The organism is Enterobacter sp. CPE_E1241, from assembly GCF_045618265.1.
GTDB lineage: Bacteria > Pseudomonadota > Gammaproteobacteria > Enterobacterales > Enterobacteriaceae > Enterobacter > Enterobacter adelaidei.
Window position 1 is genome coordinate 3,404,970 of sequence record NZ_JBIWYV010000001.1, and the last position, 19,702, is coordinate 3,424,671.

16 protein-coding genes and 1 tRNA gene are annotated in these 19,702 nt (G+C 52.4%); 9 read left to right on the forward strand and 8 right to left on the reverse strand.

Features of this window, described 5'->3' with window-relative positions:
* Positions 1–60: 60 nt before the first annotated feature.
* The 3 genes from fadJ to ACJ9Y9_RS16655 form a co-directional block, all read right to left on the reverse strand.
* Positions 61–2,208 carry a fatty acid oxidation complex subunit alpha FadJ gene (gene fadJ, locus ACJ9Y9_RS16645; RefSeq protein ID WP_028016198.1) on the reverse strand — a complete coding sequence of 716 codons (2,148 nt, stop codon included), beginning with the start codon at positions 2,206–2,208 and terminating at the stop codon, positions 61–63.
* A complete protein-coding gene (fadI, locus tag ACJ9Y9_RS16650) occupies positions 2,208–3,518 on the reverse strand; it encodes an acetyl-CoA C-acyltransferase FadI (RefSeq protein WP_028016197.1) in 1,311 nt (436 codons plus the stop codon). The genes fadJ and fadI overlap by 1 nt, the downstream gene beginning before the upstream one ends.
* 184 nt (positions 3,519–3,702) lie before the next feature.
* Positions 3,703–3,987: a YfcZ/YiiS family protein gene (locus ACJ9Y9_RS16655; protein WP_028016196.1), complete on the reverse strand. Its 285-nt coding sequence runs from the start codon at positions 3,985–3,987 to the stop codon at positions 3,703–3,705.
* A 372-nt stretch (positions 3,988–4,359) separates the two neighbouring features.
* On the opposite strand from ACJ9Y9_RS16655, the gene fadL reads away from it, so the two are divergent.
* The gene (gene fadL, locus ACJ9Y9_RS16660) at positions 4,360–5,700 is read left to right on the forward strand and encodes a long-chain fatty acid transporter FadL (protein ID WP_080282771.1); all 1,341 of its coding nucleotides are present in this window, start codon (positions 4,360–4,362) and stop codon (positions 5,698–5,700) included.
* Between the two features lie 43 nt (positions 5,701–5,743).
* Here fadL and mlaA read toward each other — a convergent pair whose 3' ends face one another.
* A complete protein-coding gene (mlaA, locus tag ACJ9Y9_RS16665; RefSeq protein WP_028016194.1) occupies positions 5,744–6,496 on the reverse strand; it encodes a phospholipid-binding lipoprotein MlaA in 753 nt (250 codons plus the stop codon).
* 314 nt (positions 6,497–6,810) lie between these two features.
* Here mlaA and ACJ9Y9_RS16670 point away from each other — a divergent pair, with 314 nt between their 5' ends.
* Together ACJ9Y9_RS16670 and ACJ9Y9_RS16675 are read left to right on the forward strand one after the other, a co-directional pair.
* The gene (locus ACJ9Y9_RS16670) at positions 6,811–7,740 is read left to right on the forward strand and encodes a formate/nitrite transporter family protein (protein WP_028016193.1); all 930 of its coding nucleotides are present in this window, start codon (positions 6,811–6,813) and stop codon (positions 7,738–7,740) included.
* A 75-nt stretch (positions 7,741–7,815) separates the two neighbouring features.
* Positions 7,816–7,890, forward strand: a tRNA-Arg gene (locus ACJ9Y9_RS16675).
* A gap of 89 nt (positions 7,891–7,979) precedes the next feature.
* Here ACJ9Y9_RS16675 and ACJ9Y9_RS16680 read toward each other — a convergent pair.
* Entirely contained in the window at positions 7,980–8,609 is a 630-nt protein-coding gene (locus tag ACJ9Y9_RS16680) for a helix-turn-helix domain-containing protein (protein WP_028016192.1), read from the reverse strand.
* A gap of 331 nt (positions 8,610–8,940) precedes the next feature.
* Between ACJ9Y9_RS16680 and lpxP the strand changes: the two genes are divergently transcribed.
* The gene (gene lpxP / locus ACJ9Y9_RS16685) at positions 8,941–9,861 is read left to right on the forward strand and encodes a kdo(2)-lipid IV(A) palmitoleoyltransferase (protein ID WP_028016191.1); all 921 of its coding nucleotides are present in this window, start codon (positions 8,941–8,943) and stop codon (positions 9,859–9,861) included.
* 356 nt (positions 9,862–10,217) lie between these two features.
* On the forward strand, positions 10,218–10,289 hold the full coding sequence (gene ypdK, locus ACJ9Y9_RS16690) for a membrane protein YpdK (RefSeq protein ID WP_099458937.1): 72 nt from the start codon (positions 10,218–10,220) through the stop codon (positions 10,287–10,289).
* Between the two features lie 52 nt (positions 10,290–10,341).
* On the opposite strand, the gene alaC is transcribed toward ypdK, so the two are convergent.
* Entirely contained in the window at positions 10,342–11,580 is a 1,239-nt protein-coding gene (alaC, locus tag ACJ9Y9_RS16695) for an alanine transaminase (protein WP_028016190.1), read from the reverse strand.
* Positions 11,581–11,966: 386 nt separating this feature from the next.
* On the opposite strand from alaC, the gene ACJ9Y9_RS16700 reads away from it, so the two are divergent.
* Together ACJ9Y9_RS16700 and ACJ9Y9_RS16705 are read left to right on the forward strand one after the other, a co-directional pair.
* Positions 11,967–13,673 (forward strand): sensor histidine kinase, encoded by a 1,707-nt coding sequence (locus tag ACJ9Y9_RS16700; protein WP_028016189.1) that lies wholly within the window; start codon positions 11,967–11,969, stop codon positions 13,671–13,673.
* 3 nt (positions 13,674–13,676) lie between these two features.
* Positions 13,677–14,408 carry a LytTR family DNA-binding domain-containing protein gene (locus ACJ9Y9_RS16705; protein WP_028016188.1) on the forward strand — a complete coding sequence of 244 codons (732 nt, stop codon included), beginning with the start codon at positions 13,677–13,679 and terminating at the stop codon, positions 14,406–14,408.
* A gap of 32 nt (positions 14,409–14,440) precedes the next feature.
* Here ACJ9Y9_RS16705 and glk read toward each other — a convergent pair whose 3' ends face one another.
* The gene (gene glk, locus ACJ9Y9_RS16710) at positions 14,441–15,406 is read right to left on the reverse strand and encodes a glucokinase (protein ID WP_028016187.1); all 966 of its coding nucleotides are present in this window, start codon (positions 15,404–15,406) and stop codon (positions 14,441–14,443) included.
* A gap of 205 nt (positions 15,407–15,611) precedes the next feature.
* On the opposite strand from glk, the gene ACJ9Y9_RS16715 reads away from it, so the two are divergent.
* Positions 15,612–16,847, forward strand: coding sequence for an ion channel protein (locus tag ACJ9Y9_RS16715; protein ID WP_028016186.1), 1,236 nt, complete (start codon positions 15,612–15,614; stop codon positions 16,845–16,847).
* Here the strand turns inward: ACJ9Y9_RS16715 and ipdC are convergent, their stop codons facing one another.
* The gene (gene ipdC, locus ACJ9Y9_RS16720; RefSeq protein ID WP_028016185.1) at positions 16,848–18,506 is read right to left on the reverse strand and encodes an indolepyruvate decarboxylase; all 1,659 of its coding nucleotides are present in this window, start codon (positions 18,504–18,506) and stop codon (positions 16,848–16,850) included.
* 184 nt (positions 18,507–18,690) lie between these two features.
* Here ipdC and mgrA point away from each other — a divergent pair, with 184 nt between their 5' ends.
* The gene (gene mgrA / locus ACJ9Y9_RS16725; RefSeq protein WP_028016184.1) at positions 18,691–19,689 is read left to right on the forward strand and encodes an L-glyceraldehyde 3-phosphate reductase; all 999 of its coding nucleotides are present in this window, start codon (positions 18,691–18,693) and stop codon (positions 19,687–19,689) included.
* Positions 19,690–19,702 lie beyond the last annotated feature (13 nt).

The following is a 19,702-nucleotide window of genomic DNA, read 5'->3' on the forward strand; positions in this document are numbered from 1 at the left end:
CTCTGTTTACAAAATCGCCAGAACAGGTTCATTCACTTCAGGATTTACCCTTCTTTGACCTCAACTTACGAGGACAGTTTCCCTTACAGGCCAAAATGTCTGGCCCTGTTCCGCCATCTGCAATAATTCGTCACACGGTGTAAACCGTGGACCATACTGCGAGGCCAAACGTTGCAGGATAGCAACCACTTCACCCGCACCAAGCGTATCCATGTAACGGAACGGGCCGCCAAGGAACGGCGGGAAACCAATGCCGAATACCGCGCCGATGTCACCATCACGCGCGCTCCTGATAACCAGCTCACCAAAGCAGCGCGCCGCTTCATTGAGCATCATCATCACACACCGTTCAGCACACTGAACGGCAGACAGTTTTCCCTGACCGGCGGTCGAAATAAGCCCATAAACAGAAGGGTCGACCTGTTTCTTGCTTTTACGCCCTTTCGCGCCGTAAAGATAGAAACCGCGTTCATTTTTTCTGCCTTTGCGATCGTCCTTCAAAATTGCAGAAACAATATTTGCAGGCGGGGTAAAACGATCGCCATAAGCGGCTTCCAGCACAGGTATAATTTTAGTTCCGGTGTCTATTCCCACCTCATCCAAAAGTTGGATTGGCCCAACAGGGAAACCAAACTTGACGAGCGCCTCGTCGACGTGCTCGATTTTCTCGCCTTCTGTCAGCAACCGCATGGCTTCATTAATATAGGGAGCCAGAATGCGGTTAACGTAAAAACCGGCTTTGTCCGCCACAACGATCGGTGTCTTACCCTGCATCTTGGCCAGTTTCACCACGGTGGCAATGGTTTGCGGGCTGGTTGTGGCATGCGGGATCACTTCCACCAGCGGCATTTTTTCTACCGGGCTAAAGAAGTGCAGGCCAATCACCTGCTCCGGACGCACGGCTTTCGCCGCGATATCACCAATCGGCAATGACGACGTGTTTGAGGCAAAAATGGTGTGCGGGGCGCAATGTAGCTCAACGTCTGCCACCATCTGCTGCTTAAGCGCCAGATCCTCAAACACGGCTTCAATCACCAGATCGCGATGCGCAAAACCACTGTAATCCGTCGTACCGGAGATCATCGCCAGGGTTTTATCACGCTCGCTTGCCCTGATATGGCGGCGTTTGACCTTCTGATCAAGGTTCTGCCAGCTATACTGCAGCGCGTGGTTGATCCCTTTCGCAGCGATGTCTTTGATACGTACAGGCAATTTACCTTTGCTTGCGGTAACAAAAGATATTCCGCCGCCCATTAGCCCACCACCCAGTACGCCAACGGCGCGTAGCGGAGCAGGTTTAGCCTCACTACCCGGATCTTTTTTCACCTCAGTGCTGGCAAAGAAAATGCTGCGCAGTGCCTGCGACTGCGGCGTCATCGCCAGTTCACCGAAGGCTTTAGCCTCAGCGGCATAGCCGCTACTGCTGCCCTGTGATAACCCTGTTTCAATAACCTCAAGAATTCGCTTCGCCGCCGGGTAGTTGCCTTTGGTTTTCTGCTCAGTCTTTTTACCCACCATACTGAACAGCAAAGCACGTCCCAACGGCCCGGCCAGAACGCGTTCACGAACGGGTAGAGGACGTTTAGCCTGGCGTCCTTTCAGAGCCAGTTCGACGGCAGCCTCCAGCAAAATGGAATGAGGAACCACTTCATCAACCAGGCCGGCTTTCAGGGCCTGGCGGGCACGCAGTTGCTTACCCGTCAGGATCATTTCGAGTGCAGTGCTGACCCCCACAAGGCGTGGCAGACGCTGCGTTCCGCCTGAGCCTGGCAGAAGTCCTAACTGCACTTCCGGCAGACCCAGAATGGTTTTTGCGTCATCGGTACAGATACGGCTATGACAGGCCAGCGCCAGCTCCAGTCCTCCGCCCAGACATGCGCCGTGGATCGCGGCAATCACCGGGATCGGCAGAGCGTTGATCTCCGCCATCACCTGCTGGCCCTGACGCGCCAGCTCTTCGGCTTCCAGAGCACTTTGCGCACGGGCGATCATGTTAATGTCGGCTCCGGCAATAAAGTTGTCCGGCTTAGCAGAGATAAACACCAGGCCACGAATGGCCTTGTTTTCACGGATCTGCTTTAGCATCGCGCGAACCTGAACACCAAATTCAGCCTTCAGGGTATTCATCTTTTCATCAGGCACATCAATAGTGATAACGGCGACGTTATCGAGGCGAACCGTCAGATTAAATGCGGATGGCATATCCATTATTCAGCCTCCAGAACCATTGCTGCACCAAGGCCCCCCGCCGCACAGGCGGTAACAAGGCCAAACCCGCCGCCACGGCGACGTAGCTCGTGTAATGTTTGCGTGATCATCCTCGCCCCTGTGGCGGCAAACGGATGACCATAGGCGATAGAGCCGCCCAGCACGTTGAATTTGCTTTGATCCACTTCACCAGTGGCATGGGCACGGCCCAGCACATCTCGCGCAAAACGCTCGCTTGCCAGTAACTGCACGTTTGCCAGGGTTTGTGCGGCAAAGGCTTCGTGCATATCAATCAGGGTTAAATCAGCCAGCGTCAGCCCTGCGCGATCCAGTGCCAGCGGCGTGGACCAGGCAGGCCCTAACAGCATGTCCTGCCAGACATCAATGGCGGTAAAAGCGTAGCTGCGCAAATAGCCCAGGGGGGTGATACCCAGCTCTTTCGCGCGGGATTCGGTCATCAGGATCACCGCAGCAGCGCCGTCCGTCAGTGGCGTACTGTTAGCCGCGGTTACCGTGCCATGTTTGCGGTCAAACGCAGGGCGCAGTTTTGCATAATCCGCCAGCGTCGAGGTGCCGCGGATATTGTTATCTTCCGCAAGCGGTTCTCGATATGGCGGGATATAAGCGGTCATCACTTCATCAGCCAGTTTACCTTCAGACCAGGCTTTCGCTGCCAACTGATGTGAACGGTGGGCCAGCGCATCCTGCTGCTCGCGGGTAATGCCATAGGTCTTCGCCATCTGCTCGGCGGTATCACCCATGCGTAGACCCGTGGAATATTCCGCAACGGCAGGAGGTACAGGCATGAGATCCCTCAGGCGTAAACGAGAGAAGAGTTTGAGCTTCTGTCCGGTTGTGCGGGCTTTGTTTGCGTCAACCAGGATGCGCGCCAGCTTTTTGCTGACCCCGATCGGCAGTACCGAAGAGGAGTCCGCTCCGCCAGCAATACCGGCACGAATGGTGCCCGCCATCAGGCTTTCAGCCACGTTAGCTACAGCCTGGAAGCTGGTCGCGCACGCGCGGCTGACGCTGTAGGCATCAGTATGGACATTCATTCCGGTACCGAGGACGATTTCCCGCGCAATATTGGGTGCTTCAGGCATCTGCACGACCTGACCGAAAACCAGCTGTTCGATGACCTCTGGCGGAATTTCGCTGCGAGCCAGCATCTCCCCCACCACCATTTTCCCCAGGTCAACAGCCGGTATGCCATGAAATGCCGTTGCCTGACGTGCAAATGGCGTACGCAATCCACTGACAATGGCAATGCGATCGCCCTGACGGGTAATAAGCGGTAATGCCTGACTCATAACACTCCCCTGTAAAATTTTTTGCGCAAACATAAAGTGGTCTGACCTGATACTAGTCTTAACCATTTTTTTACATTCAGCCAATCAGGGAAACGAAAAAGTGCGAGCTAAAACACAGAGAAGAAAAAGAAAATGCCCCTGCATGGCAGAGGCATTTGTGAGGAATGACACCGGGCAAAAAAGATTAACGCAGACCCAACTGGAAAATCAGCGTTTCTGCTTCGCAGGCGAACACAAAGTCGATATCCAGCTTCACGCCGCCTTCCACTTCGGTGAGGGTAGACTTAATGTCGCACGGTTCGGATTCCACATCACGCGCACGTTTGCTCAGCGCGGTCAGTGTCTCTTCCGCTTCGGCACGGTTGGTGAATACACGGCTGTAAGAGGCGGTGCAATCGGAGTTGTCCATGATGGTACCAACATCCATACAGCAGCAAACCGGGGTTTCATCAGCACTGCATTTACTCATAGCTCAATTTCCTCTGTATTCGCGCAGGACGCGAGATAAACACGATGCTGATATTTTACGCCCCGACGCTGGCTCTCTCCAGCCGTTAATGGCGTAAAATCGGATAAGTGACCAATATCACACTAAAAAATGATCTAAAACAAAAACCACCCTTTTGGGTGAGTCGCGATGGTCACATTTTTGCCAAGCAGATCTCGTTTCAAGAAACATGTTTGAAAATATTAATAAACAAACTTGCAACATTCTGGCTGGTCAGACCTATACTCTGGCCACTGGTCTGATTTGTCTGTCATACCTCAGACCCTACACTTCGCGCTCCTGTTACGGTATGTAACAATTATTGAATAAAAATAACTCAATGAGGTTATGGTCATGAGCCAGAAAACCCTGTTCAACAAGACTGCGCTGGCAGTCGCAGTGGCACTCGTATCCACTTCCGCATGGTCAGCGGGCTTTCAGTTAAACGAATTTTCTTCCTCTGGCCTTGGCCGCGCATATTCCGGGGAAGGCGCCATCGCTGATGATGCGGGTAACGCGAGCCGTAACCCGGCACTGATTATGATGTTTGACCGCCCAACGTTCTCTGCTGGTGCCGTCTATATTGACCCGGATGTTAATATCTCTGGTAAATCGCCGTCCGGTAAGAGCCTGAATGCGGACAACATCGCCCCAAGCGCCTGGGTTCCAAACGTACATTTTGTTGCACCTATTAACGACCAGTTTGGTTGGGGGGCATCAGTGACCTCTAACTTTGGTCTGGCGACTGAATATGGCGATAACTATGCAGCGGGCACAATGGGCGGTAAAACTGACCTGAAAACCGTAAACCTGAACCTGAGCGGCGCTTATCGTCTGAACGACAACTGGAGCTTTGGTGTTGGTTTTGATGCGGTTTACGCCGATGCTAAAATCGAGCGCTATGCAGGTGACGCCGGTATGCTGGCTGCCGGTCAGATTCTCTCTCAGGTACCAAACCTGCCTGCGGCAGCACGCCCGGCCGCCATCGCCAAAGCCAAACAACTGGCCGCCATCCCTGCCGACACCCAAATTGCACGCCTGAAAGGCAGCGAGTGGGGTTATGGCTGGAACGCGGGTATTCTGTATGAGCTGGATAAAAACAACCGTTGGGGTTTGACCTACCGTTCTGAAGTTAAAATCGACTTCGACGGAGATTACAACAGCAACATGAACACCGCCGTCCCAGGTTTCCCGTATCCAACTGGTGGCAGAACTATTCCGGGCTCTCTGACGCTTAACCTGCCAGAAATGTGGGAAGTTTCAGGTTACAACAAGGTTGCGCCACAATGGGCAATTCACTACAGCATGGCTTATACCAGCTGGAGTCAGTTCCAGGAGCTGAAAGCGACCGGCTCTAATGGCCAGACGCTTTTCTATAAGGATGAGAGCTTCAAAGACTCTTATCGTATCGCGCTGGGTACCACCTACTACTACGATACTAACTGGACCTTCCGTACCGGTATTGCCTTTGATGATAGCCCGGTTCCGGCTCAGACACGTTCCATTTCTATCCCGGATCAGGACCGCTTCTGGCTGAGCGCAGGTGCGACTTATGCGTTCAATAAAGATGCTTCTGTTGACGTAGGTGCCTCTTACATGCACGGTCAGTCCGTGACCATCAAAGAAGGTCCGTACGAGTTCCGTTCTGAAGGTAAAGCCTGGCTGTTCGGTACTAACTTCAACTACGCGTTCTAATCGCGCGGGATCAAAAAAGGTGAGCATCGCTCACCTTTTTTATTTACTGCGAATCAATGTCTTTTAATTCGTTTTCGATGGCCTTCGCGTTTGGATTCTCTTCCGGCTTCAGCTTACCGCCGTTGGCAATAAAGTCATGATTCTGGAAGTACGCTTCGCGAACCATAATATACGGGTCAGAAGACTGACGCAGCAGACCATCAGAGTCGAGCAGTTGCGCACGTGTTTCAATCCCTTCCACCGTCCATTTACCAATCGACAGCGGCCAGGTTAGCCACGACAGAACCGGATACAGCGTATCCACCATATCGCCGCCATCATCACGGACGGTGAAACTGCCATAGAACGGCAGATGGACATACGGGCCGTAACCTACGCCATAATGCCCCAGAGTACTACCGAAACGGTGCGGTTGTTCACGCTGCAGTTTCGGGTTGGCCATACCTGCAACATCAATGAAGCCCCCCATCCCCAACAGAGAGTTCAGGAAGAAGCGAGTAAAGTGCACCATCCCCTGATACGGGTCACCCTGCAGGAAGTAGTTCACCATTACCGCAGGCTCTTCGAGGTTGCTGGTAAAATTGCTTAACCCATTACGCGCGGGTTGCGGAACATAATCGCGCCATGCCACTGCCACCGGGCGAACCACATACGGGTCCAGCACGTTGTAGTTGAAGCTATACATTGAGCGGTTAAATCCTTCGAGAGGATCGGAGCGTCCCGTTTGCTCTCCAGAGCTGGCGCAGCCCACAAGCATCGTCGCACCCAGCGCAAGCGCCGACAGCCGAAGTTTCATAAATATCTCCCTGTTCAGTTTGGCTATCGTTGATTGCCATCCGTAACGGAGCCTTTAATGCTCCGCCTGTAAACATGCAAGCGATTGTAACAGCACGTTTACCGATGTCCATGAGCACAATTACGGGCAGTAACCAGCGTGACTCTGATCTCAGCATAGCCTGGCTTTTGGAATTCGTTTCGCTGGCAATTTTATAATGTGTTTGAAAGAGATGTCTCACCTTTGTTGCTATTGCCACCAATTTAAGAGCTTCCCCACAGGCAGCCCAATAAAAACCGCTACGCTTAGAAGAAAATCAACCTGCGGGAGTAATTATGAAAGAAGTAGGCGAAGAAAAAGTGGGAGAAAGTAATGAGAAGATTGAAATTGAGAGCGAAGAGAAAGCCCGCGGCGAGAAGATAGAAGTTGACGAAGATCGCCTCCCCTCCCGCGCGATGGCGATCCACGAGCATATTCGCCAGGATGGCGAAAAAGAGATGGAACGTGATGCCATGGCCCTTTTCTGGTCAGCTATCGCTGCCGGGCTTTCAATGGGGGCTTCTCTGCTTGCTAAAGGCATCTTTCATGTGCAACTGGAAGGTGTGCCCGGCGGGTTTTTACTCGAGAATCTCGGCTATACCTTCGGCTTCATTATCGTCATCATGGCGCGGCAGCAGCTGTTTACGGAAAACACCGTTACCGCCGTTCTGCCAGTAATGCAAAACCCTACCCTCGGTAATTTCGGTTTACTGATGCGTCTGTGGAGCGTGGTCCTGCTGGGCAATATCATCGGTACAGGCGTCGCGGCCTGGGCATTTGAATATATGCCGATATTTGATGAACCCACCCGCGATGCGTTTGTGAAAATTGGCATGGATGTGATGAAAAATACGCCAGCCGAAATGTTCTCCAATGCCATCATCTCCGGCTGGATTATCGCCACAATGGTCTGGATGTTTCCTTCAGCCGGCAGCGCTAAAATTGTGGTAATCATCTTGATGACCTGGCTGATTGCGCTGGCTGACACGACGCATATCGTTGTGGGTAGCGTTGAAATACTCTATCTGGTCTTTAATGGCACACTTCACTGGAGCGATTTTTTCTGGCCATTCGCCCTGCCGACGCTTGCGGGCAACATCTGCGGCGGGACATTCATCTTCGCGCTGTTGAGCCATGCGCAAATCCGTAACGACATGTCGAACAAACGCAAAGCAGAGCTTAAGGCACGGGAAAATGATGATAAATCGACAAAAAAATCGGCATGAATGGTGACTCTTTGAGCAGTCAGGCGGCAATGCGCTTAACGCAAAGTGTAAATAACGTTATACTCGTGCCGCCTCGTCCCCTTAGTTAAATGGATATAACGAGCCCCTCCTAAGGGCTAGTTGCAGGTTCGATTCCTGCAGGGGACACCATGACGCGCTCTCAGCAAGCCCAGCACACCTCATAACCAACTGATTTTCAAAAATCGTTTTTCAGATATAAAGATTAACTAAAGATAAATTTATGAGACGTAACGATAAACCGGTACACGACGGGTCGTGCCCGTCAGATTTTCAAATACCCATGTTTCATCCGTTGCGATCCTCATTCCCGCTTTTCTCAGACGCGACACCTCGGCTGCAATTCGTTGGATGCCAAACCAAAAAAGCGCATCAAGCGCAGTAACGTCCAGCCCACTCAGCAACGCCCGCTTCAGACGTTCAGCTGGCAGCTTAATTTCTTTGGCAATTTGCAAAAAGGGTTCGGCCGTGTGTGTGGTCGGGCTAATCCGCCGTATGCGGGTAGACAGACGGTATTGATAATTATCAGGGACGTCATTGAGATCCGTTTTAACACTCCAGACACAACCGAAGCGTTTACCGTTAAAAATGACATTTTTCTGGCTGAGTTCCAGCTCGTTACGTATCCCGGCTATAAGCTGGGGTGTACGCACTAGCAGCAGACGAAAAGGGAGCTCGAAACTGGTCACGTAATCGACATTGAGCAAGGCAATACGTAAACGCTCTTCGGCACCGGCTTTGCTCTCCCTGCATTCGCTCAAAACATCATCCCACTGCTTTGTCAGTCGGGAAGGTTCATTCGCTTCTGTAAACCTGTACTTTTCAATCTGGTAATCGATTTGTTCAGTCACCCGGTTCTTCCTGTCAGTCACGTTTTAGCCGTTAAAACAGACTTTATCAGCACCCATAATTATGCTCCAGAAATGAAGTGATACATCTTTAATCTGTCGATAAAAACTACAAAATCAACCACCTTTCTCATTGCCGCTTTTTTAATCAAAAACGAGTAATAGCACATATCGTATAACGGTGCTACATTACGCCGCCCACCCAAATCAGCAGTGGCCAGGTAACGCCGTAAAGTTCGGTAAAGCCTGCAACCATCACCTTGAAGAACGGTCTTATCGGCACGTCGTATCGCACACTCTGCGCTACCTTTACAGGCTTCACATAGGTTTTACTATTTTGTCTCAATCCCAATTTCAACGTGCGTTTTTACACCCGCGTTACTGGTTTACATGGTTTGGTCTTGGCGTTCTTTGGCTGATGGTTCAGCTTCCCTACCCCGTACTGCGTTTGCTGGGGTCTAAACTGGGGAGTGCATCCCGCTATTTCCTGAAACGACGTGAATCCATCGCGCGTAAAAATATCGAGCTTTGCTTCCCACAGTACAATGCCGAAGAGCGCGAGAAACTCATCGCTGAAAACTTCAAATCTATCGGCATGGCACTGCTTGAAACCGGCATGGCCTGGTTCTGGCCGGATGAACGCGTCCGTAAGTGGTTTGATGTGGAAGGTCTGGATAACCTTAAACGTGCCCAGATGCAAAATCGTGGGGTGATGGTTGTCGGGGTGCACTTTATGTCGCTGGAGTTGGGTGGTCGTGTGATGGGGCTTTGCCAGCCAATGATGGCAACCTATCGTCCTCACAACAGCCCGCTGATGGAATGGGTACAGACGCGGGGTCGTATGCGTTCCAATAAGGCGATGATCAGCCGTAATAACCTGCGCGGTATGGTCGGTGCCCTGAAGAAAGGTGAAGCCGTCTGGTTTGCACCCGATCAGGATTACGGTCGTAAGGGCAGCAGCTTTGCCCCCTTCTTTGCGGTTAAAGACGTTGCGACGACCAACGGTACATTTGTCATTTCGCGTCTGTCTGGTGCAGCCATGTTGACCGTGACGATGGTAAGGAAAGCAGATAAATCAGGCTATCGTCTGCATATCTCCCCTGAAATGGCTAACTATCCGGAAAACGAATGCGAAGCGGCAGCGTTCATCAATAAAATTATCGAAACCGAAATCATGCGTGCGCCAGAACAGTACCTCTGGATGCATCGCCGTTTCAAAACGCGTCCCCTTGGCGAAGCCTCGCTCTATATTTAAGCCCTTCATGAAGGTTAGTTTCGCCAGGAAACTAACCTTTTCAATCACCTGTAATCACTCTGGACAATTGTTTTTCTGCGCGTCGCTAAAAGTGAATTTATTGCACTCTGAAATCAAACTGTCGCCGTTCCACGACACTCGTAAGTGACGGAAATTATTTAAGAAAATCCCTCTTGCCACCCCTCATTTTTAAGCGTACATTAGCGCCGTCTGGCAACAGGAAAGCACAGAATTCTGAGCTGGAGTTGACGGCGTAACGGGAAAATCTCTTTTCCGTTTTGACCGGATTTCAGCTCTCTATAATCAGGTGGACTCTGTTTTTAATGCGTACCACAAGATACGCGGAGCGATGAAACGTGAAATATTTCTTTATGGGCATTTCGGTGATTGTTTTAGTCTGGGCCGGAACCTTTGCCCTGATGATCTAGTGAAGAACATGCAGTCAAAAAAACAGGAGCCATCGGCTCCTGTTTTTTTATGTCATGATGACGCGGGATTTTCAGCAATAATTTTTGATGAAAGCAGCCCGTCAGCACGGAACATGCTCTTAATGCCCCTCACTGCCTGACGAATACGGTCGCTGTTTTCAATCAGGGCGAATCGCACATGGGTGTCGCCATAGTCGCCAAAGCCAATGCCAGGTGACACACACACCTTTGCATCCTGCAGCAGCTTTTTGGCAAATTCCAGGGAACCCATCGCCGCATACGGTTCAGGAATTTTCGCCCAGACGTACATGGACGCTTTCGGCATTTCTACCATCCAGCCCGCTTCATGTAACCCTTTCACCAGCACATCGCGACGACGTTTATACTGGGCCGCAATCTCATGAACACACTGCTGATCGCCTTCCAGGGCCGCAATAGCCGCGACCTGTAGCGGCGTAAAAGTGCCGTAGTCGTGGTAACTCTTGATTCGCGCCAGTGCACTCACCAGCGTTTTGTTACCCACCATAAAGCCAATTCGCCAGCCTGCCATGTTGTAGCTTTTAGACAGGGTAAAGAACTCTACTGCCACATCGCGCGCGCCCGGAACCTGCATAATAGACGGGGCTTTCCAGCCGTCGTAGACGATGTCTGCATAGGCTAAATCATGAACCACCAGTACGTCATAACGCTTAGCCAGGGCTACAACTTTCTCGAAGAAATCAAGCTCCACGCACTGCGCCGTTGGGTTCGACGGGAAACCGAGGATCATCATCTTCGGTTTAGGGTAACTTTCGCGAATCGCACGTTCCAGTTCGTTGAAGAAATCGACACCTTCCACCAGCGGCACAGAACGTACCTGCGCCCCGGCAATCACCGCACCATAGATATGGATCGGGTAGCTTGGATTCGGAACCAGGACCGTATCACCGTGATCCAGCGTCGCCAACATCAGGTGTGCCAGGCCTTCTTTCGAGCCAATGGTCACAATGGCTTCACTTTCAGGATCGATATCAACCTGATAGCGATCCTGATACCAGCGCGAGATCGCGCGACGTAACCGAGGAATACCGCGAGACGTTGAGTAGCCGTGCGTATCAGGACGCTGGGCAACCGTGCAGAGTTTCTCAACAATATGCGGTGGAGTTGGGCCGTCAGGGTTCCCCATACTGAAATCAATGATGTCTTCGCCACGACGACGTGCAGCCATCTTCAGTTCAGCGGTAATATTGAAAACATAAGGGGGGAGACGATCGATGCGCGTAAAACGGCGTTCAGGACTGAATTCAGCCATAGATTCCTCAGATTAACGTTAGCGCCCGGACCGTCCGAGCGACGCTGCCACGCATGTGGCGTGCTTAGAAAATAACCTGAAAAAAATCATGCTGTCGAGAGGGAAATGAAAAAAAAGCGATCGCGCTAAAACCGGAACCCTGCTGTGTTAAAAAGCGGAAGCACCGAAGGGGAATTCGGCTTTCTGATAGCTGTTTTTTAACACAATGATATCAAAGCAGTTACCTGTCGAGACGTCGATAATAAAAAATCGGGACATGTCAGCACACACCGGATAATCCCCTTTGTAAAATATGGTTTTTCCTCATTTGATAAACCTGACGGATAGCTGGTCAATACGCGCCAGGTTTTTTATCATGGTTCTTTCCCGTTACCCCAGGTCTACTCGTGCACGAAATATTCACTATGCTGTTGGCGGTTTTTGACCGGGCGGCATTAATGCTGATTTGCCTGTTCTTCCTTATTCGCATTCGCTTGTTTCGCGAGCTTTTGCATAAGTCTGCACACTCCCCCAAAGAGCTACTGGCTGTTACCGCCATCTTTTCACTGTTTGCGCTGTTCAGCACCTGGTCCGGCGTGCCGGTTGAGGGGTCGCTGGTTAACGTGCGGATTATTGCCGTCATGTCCGGCGGAATTTTGTTTGGCCCGTGGGTGGGCGTCATCACCGGCCTGATTGCCGGCACCCATCGCTACCTGATTGATATTGGTGGCGTGACGGCTGTGCCGTGCTTTATCACCAGCATTATTGCCGGGGTACTTTCCGGGTGGATTAACCGCAAGATCCCGAAAAAGCAACGCTGGCGCGCCGGGATCATTGCGGGCATGGTGTGCGAAACGCTGACCATGATCCTGGTCGTGGTGTGGGCTCCCACCACCGCACTGGGGCTGGATATCGTCTCGAAAATCGGTATTCCAATGATCCTGGGCAGCGTCTGTATCGGTTTTATCGTGCTGCTGGTGCAAAGTGTCGAAGGGGAAAAGGAGGCCAGTGCTGCCCGTCAGGCCAAGCTGGCGCTCGATATTGCCAACAAAACCCTGCCGCTATTCCGCCACGTTAACGCGGAATCACTGCGTCAGGTCTGCGAGATTATCCGCCACGATATTCACGCTGATGCCGTCGCCATCACCAACATCGACCACGTGCTAGCCTATGTCGGTGTTGGGGAGCACAACTATCACGACAACGATGACACCATCAGCCCGACCACCAGACAGGCGATTAACTACGGCAAAATCATTATCAAAAACAATGATGAAGCCCACCGGACGCCGGAAATCCACTCCATGCTGGTGATCCCGTTATGGGAAAAAGGTGTCGTGACGGGCACGCTGAAAATTTATTACTGCCACGCGCATCAGATCACCTCCTCACTTCAGGAGATGGCCATCGGTCTGTCGCAAATTATCTCCACGCAACTGGAAGTTTCCCGGGCAGAACAGCTGCGTGAAATGGCAAATAAGGCAGAGTTACGCGCACTGCAGAGCAAAATCAATCCCCATTTCCTGTTTAACGCGCTGAACGCGATTTCCTCGTCCATTCGTCTTAATCCGGACACCGCGCGCCAGCTGATTTTTAACCTGTCCCGCTATCTGCGCTACAACATCGAGCTGAAAGATGACGAGCAGATCGACATCAAAAAAGAGCTGTACCAGATTAAAGACTACATCGCGATTGAGCAGGCACGCTTTGGCGACAAACTCACGGTCATTTACGATATTGATGAAGAGGTCAACTGCGTGATCCCGAGCCTGCTTATCCAGCCGCTGGTCGAAAACGCGATTGTTCACGGTATTCAGCCCTGTAAAGGCAAAGGTGTCGTCACTATCAGCGTCACCGAAAGCGGCAACCGGGTGCGCATTGCCGTACGCGATACCGGCCACGGTATTGATCCCAAAGTTATTGAGCGCGTGGAATCTAACGAGATGCCCGGGAATAAAATCGGGCTGCTGAACGTGCACCATCGGGTCAAACTGCTCTACGGCGACGGGCTGCATATTCATCGCCTTGAACCGGGTACCGAAATCGCTTTTTACGTTCCGAATGAACGTTCATCCGTTCATGCGGCAACATCCCTGTTACCCCTGGTGGAGTGACCTATGAAAGTCATCATCGTAGAAGATGAAATTCTGGCTCAACAGGAGCTAACCTGGCTTATCAAAACCCACAGCCAGATGGAGATTGTGGGTACCTTTGACGATGGTCTGGACGTGCTGAAGTTTCTGCAGCACAACCGGGTCGACGCTATTTTTCTGGATATCAATATTCCGTCGCTGGATGGCGTATTGTTGGCGCAAAACATCAATCAGTTTGCCCATAAGCCGTTCATTGTTTTCGTCACCGCCTGGAAAGAGCACGCTGTGGAGGCCTTCGAGCTGGAGGCATTTGACTATATTCTTAAGCCTTACCAGGAGTCGCGTATTATCAGCATGCTGCAAAAGCTGGAAGCCGCATGGCAGCAGCAGACTGCTCCCGCTAGCGCCACCCCCACGGTACGTGAAAATGACACCATTAATCTGGTCAAAGATGAACGTATCATTGTGACGCCAGTCAACGATATTTATTACGCCGAAGCGCATGAAAAGATGACGTTTGTCTATACGCGTCGAGAATCTTATGTGATGGCGATGAACATCACCGAGTTCTGCAGCAAGCTGCCTGCGGCACACTTTTTCCGCTGTCACCGTTCGTTCTGCGTGAATTTAAATAAGATCCGCGAGATCGAACCCTGGTTTAACAACACCTACATTTTGCGTCTGAAGGATCTGGATTTTCAGGTGCCGGTGAGCCGCAGCAAGGTGAAAGAGTTTCGTCAGTTGATGCATCTGTAAAGTGCCCCCTCACGCAGGAGAGGGCAATGTCGTCAAAGGATTTGACCGAGAACCTGACGCAGATGGGCTCCCGAGCCAAGAAGACCAGGGTTATCGTGCACGATGAGGTAGACAGGGATGTCCTGCACGTAGCTTCTGAAACGCCCTTTATCTTCAAACCCACCGCGGAAACCAGAGGCTTTAAAGAAATCGAGGAAACGCGGCACGATCCCGCCCGCAATATAAACACCACCGAATGTGCCCAACGTCAGTGCCAGGTTGCCGCCGAAACGACCCATGATCACGCAGAACAGCGACAATGCACGGCGGCAGTCAATGCAGCTGTCCGCCAGCGCGCGTTCGGTCACGTCTTTCGGCTGCAGGTTTTCCGGCAGACGACCGTCCGATTTCACAATCGCACGGTACAGGTTGACCAGCCCGGGGCCGGAAAGGACGCGCTCAGCGGAGACGTGTCCAATCTCTGCGCGCAACTCTTCAAGGATAATGCCCTCTTCTTCGCTGTTTGGCGCAAAGTCAACATGCCCCCCCTCGCCCGGCAGGCTTACCCAGCGCTGAGCAACGTGCACCAGATGCGATACCCCCAGACCGGTTCCTGCGCCATAGACGGCTATCGGTTTGCCTTCAACTGGCTCCGCACCGCCAAACTGAATCAGATGCTCAGGCTTCAGCATCGGGATCGCCATCGAAACCGCAGTGAAATCATTGATGATTTCAAGATGCGCAAAACGGAGATTTTTTTTCATCTCCGCGATGGAAAATGCCCAGGTATGGTTGGTCATCGCAACCCAGTCACCCGTTATCGGGCAGGCAATGGCAATGCAGCCATCTTCGACGCTCACCTGATGCTCTTCCAGATAGACGCGGACAACGGCCTCAAGGCTTGGGTAATCCAGCCCTGAGTAGGTTTTCGCTTGAGAAATCTCCCCCGTGTTTACATCGCAGAGAGCAAGACGTGCGTTAGTCCCACCCACATCACCTACTAAAGCATACTTTGTCATTCTTCTACTGCTCCGCTAAAGTCAGAATAAATCTTTGGGACACTGTAAATTCAAGGCTGGATAACAACAACGACCTGAAGGCAGCCACCCCAGGATAATCGATCTTCGTCACAGAATAACTTTACCGTTTCAGCACCTTTTGCACTATTGCCATAAAGCTGATTGTGCAAAGTAACGTAATACCGTTTTGTACAAGGAAATCATCATGCTCCACCCGCGAGCCAGAACCATGCTCCTGCTGGCAATTCCGGCGTTAATTATTGGCGTTGCCTCAAGTCTGGTGCTCATTGTCGTGATGAAAGTCGCGTCGGTGCTGCAAACGATGTTATGGGCAGCGCTTCCTGCAAAGCTGGGGGTCAACGTTGATTCTCCTGCATGGGTTATTTTGATGCTGACGTTAACCGGTATAGCGGTGGGGCTGGTGATCCGTTTCAGTCCCGGACATGCCGGGCCCGACCCGGCGCAGGAACCCTTGATCGGTGCTCCGGTTCCCCCTTCGGCGCTGCCGGGGTTGATCATCGCGTTGATTCTGGGTCTGGCGGGCGGTGTCAGTCTTGGGCCGGAACATCCGATCATGGCGGTTAACATCGGACTGGCGGTTTTCCTCGGTGCACGCATTTTGCCCCGTGTTGGCGCACTGGACTGGACTATCCTTGCCTCCGCAGGCACCATCGGAGCGCTTTTTGGCACGCCCGTTGCCGCCGCACTGATCTTTTCGCAGACGCTCAGCAGCAACAACGATGTCCCGCTGTGGGATAAACTCTTTGCGCCGCTGATGGCCGCTGCTGCCGGCGCATTGACGACCAGCCTGTTTTTCCATCCCCATTTTTCACTCACCCTTCCCCACTATGGCCAGATGCAGATAGCCGATATCTTCAGCGGTGCCATCGTCGCCGCCATCGCCATTGCGCTGGGAATGGTGGCGGTATGGTGTCTTCCGCGTCTTCACCGGCTGATGCATAAGCTTAAGCACCCGGTATTCATTCTGGGAGTGGGTGGTTTCATCCTTGGTATTTTAGGGGCCATCGGCGGGGCGGTGACGTTGTTCAAAGGTCTGGATGAGATGCAGCAACTGGCCTTCAGCCAGGTGTTTAGCGTTTCAGATTATCTGCTGTTTGCGGTGATCAAACTGGCGGCGCTGGTAGTGGCTTCAGCCTGTGGTTTTCGCGGTGGGCGTATTTTCCCGGCGGTGTTTGTCGGTGTGGCGCTGGGGCTGATGCTGCACGGGCATGTGGATGCCGTCCCGGCGGCCATTACCGTATCCTGTTCGATTCTGGGGCTGGTTCTGGTGGTCACGCGCGATGCGTGGTTAAGTTTATTTATGGCGGCAGTCGTCGTGCCGGATTCGACGCTTTTCCCTCTGCTCTGCATCGTGATGTTGCCCGCCTGGCTCCTGCTGGCGGGCAAACCCATGATGATGGCATGGCGTAACGATAAGTAATCAGGCGCTATTACGCGCTTCCAGCGCTTTAGTAATGGCCCCCAGCAGCGGCGGGATGTCTGCTTTCGGCAGCATCACCTCAATCAGCGAGAGCCGCTCATGGTGGGCCACTTTTTCAAGCACGTCCACCAGCTGTTCCGCTTCACTGACCCGCCAGCACTGAGCCTGAGGATCAAGGCTCAGTGCCTGTGGTATTTGCGTCCAGTTCCACAACGCAATGTCGTTGTACCGCTGTTCCGGCCCGTGGATCGCTCGTTCAACCGTGTACCCTTCGTTGTTAAGCACAAGGATGATGGGGTGCTGTTTATCACGCAACATCGATCCAAGCTCCTGAATAGTCAGCTGAGCCGCACCATCCCCAGTCAGGACAATCACGCGCCGGTTTGGACATGCCGTTTGCGCACCGAATGCTGCCGCCAGCGTATAACCAATCGACCCCCACAGCGGCTGGACGATAAAATTCACGTCTGCCGGTAGACGAAGGTCAATCGCGCCGAAGGCCGAGGTGCCCTGATCCGCAAGAATGATATCTCCCGGGCGAATGAACGTTTGCAACGTTCTCCAGAAATTGTCCTGGGTAAGTGAGCCATCTGGCTGCGGGTAGGCCATTGCGCCATGAGAAGACGGTACAGGCTTATCGTGCACGTGCTGTTTGCACAGCTCCACCAGCGTCTCAATCGCCTGAAGCATCGGAATACCGGTAAACCAGATATCGCCGACGCGAGCGGCATGAGGCTGGACTTCTATCGTTTGCGCCGGGGTTAACTGATGGGTGAACCCCGCCGTCAGGGTATCGGTAAAACGCGTGCCGATGCACAACACCGTGTCCGCCCCTTCAATCGCCTCTTTTACCGCGCCGGCGCTGGCTGAACCACTGTACGTGCCGTAAAAACCAGTGTGACGTTCATCGAATATGCCTTTGCCCATCAGCATGGTGGCATGCGCCATCGGTACGTCCTTCACCCATTTTTGTAATGCATGTTTAAGGCCATGACGCAGGACCAGGAAATCCGCCAGGAGTGCAGTACGCTTGCTTCTGGCCAGCTTGCTCTCTGCAGCATCGCGAAACGCCTTCAGGCACGCACTATCGGCATGAGCATGCTTCAGGGTGAGAGCGTTTACAGGAGGTGTAGCCGCTTTTTTTGCCACATCGGCAGGCAACATCAGGTAGCCGGGACGGCGTTCACGGAGCATCGTGGTCAGCACCCGGTCTATCTCATAACAGGCATTTTGTTCGGTCAGGATCGCCTGTGCGACAGTGATCGGTTCGCTCATATGGTAAAAATGACGAAACTCGCCATCACCCAATGTATGATGCAGCAACTCCCCTCTTTGCTGTGACGCCGTACCCGGCGCCCCCACAATATGTAGTACCGGCACGTGCTCAGCATAGCTGCCAGCGATACCGTTCATGGCACTTAATTCTCCAACGCCGAATGTCGTCAGCAGCGCGGCAAAACCCTTACATCGGGCGTATCCGTCAGCGGCATAAGATGCATTAAGCTCGTTGGCACAGCCCACCCAACAGATATCCGGGCTGTCTATCACATGGTCGAGAAACTGCAGGTTATAGTCGCCCGGCACGCCAAACAGATGATCGGCTCCACAATCTGTAAGACGGTCCAGCAGGTAATCGGCGACGCAGTATGGGGTACGCATGACAGGTATCCTTCTTATGTTGACCTCACTTTGAGTATTAAAGAAGCGTGATGGCTGTCCAGAATTGGCAGCAAGAAGAGCATGGAAAGAATGCTTTACAAAAATGGCTGCGTTATTCTCCTTTTCTTCACGGTAGTGTAAACGCATACACTGATTTTTCTTTTCAGCGCCAGAGGTCATGAGAATGGGTTATCAGCCGGACAAAAATCGTTATCAGACAATGCAGTACCGTCGCTGTGGACAGAGCGGCCTGAAATTGCCAGCCATCTCCCTTGGGCTTTGGCATAACTTCGGTGACGCCACGCTTATCGAAAACAGCCGTCAACTTTTACAGCGCGCCTTCGATCTGGGCATCACACATTTCGATCTTGCTAATAACTATGGCCCGCCCCCGGGATCGGCTGAACGTAATTTCGGACGTATTTTGCAGGAGGAATTCCTGCCATGGCGCGACGAATTGATCATCTCAACCAAAGCGGGCTATACCATGTGGGAAGGCCCTTACGGTGACTGGGGGTCACGCAAATATCTGCTGGCAAGCCTGGATCAAAGCCTGAAACGCATGGGACTGGAGTATGTTGATATCTTCTACCATCATCGTCCTGACCCACACACGCCGCTGCAGGAAACAATGAAAGCGCTTGACCATGTCGTGCGTCAGGGAAAAGCGCTGTATGTCGGGTTATCCAACTATCCCGCTGAACTGGCTCGTAAAGCAATAGATATCCTTGAAGACCTTGGTACGCCCTGCCTGATCCACCAGCCGAAATACTCTATGTTTGAACGCGTGCCGGAAGAGGGTTTGCTGGATGTACTGCTGGAAAATGGGGTCGGGTGTATTCCCTTCTCGCCACTGGCAGGAGGTCAACTAACCAACCGCTATCTGAACGGTATACCTGCAGACTCACGTGCGGCGAGTGGCAGTCAGTTCCTTAACCCTGACCAGATCACTGAAGAGAAGCTGGTTAAGGTCAGAAAACTGAACGCCCTTGCGGAAAGCCGCAGCCAGAAGCTGTCTCAGATGGCGCTGGCATGGATCTTACGCCATGAATCGGTGACATCTGTACTTATTGGGGCAAGCAAGGCCGCCCAGATTGATGACGCCGTGGGCATGCTGGAAAACCGCCATTTTTCAGATGAAGAACTGAACATAATTGAAGGGATCCTTGGCAGTTCAAATTAAAAGCGCTTTTAGC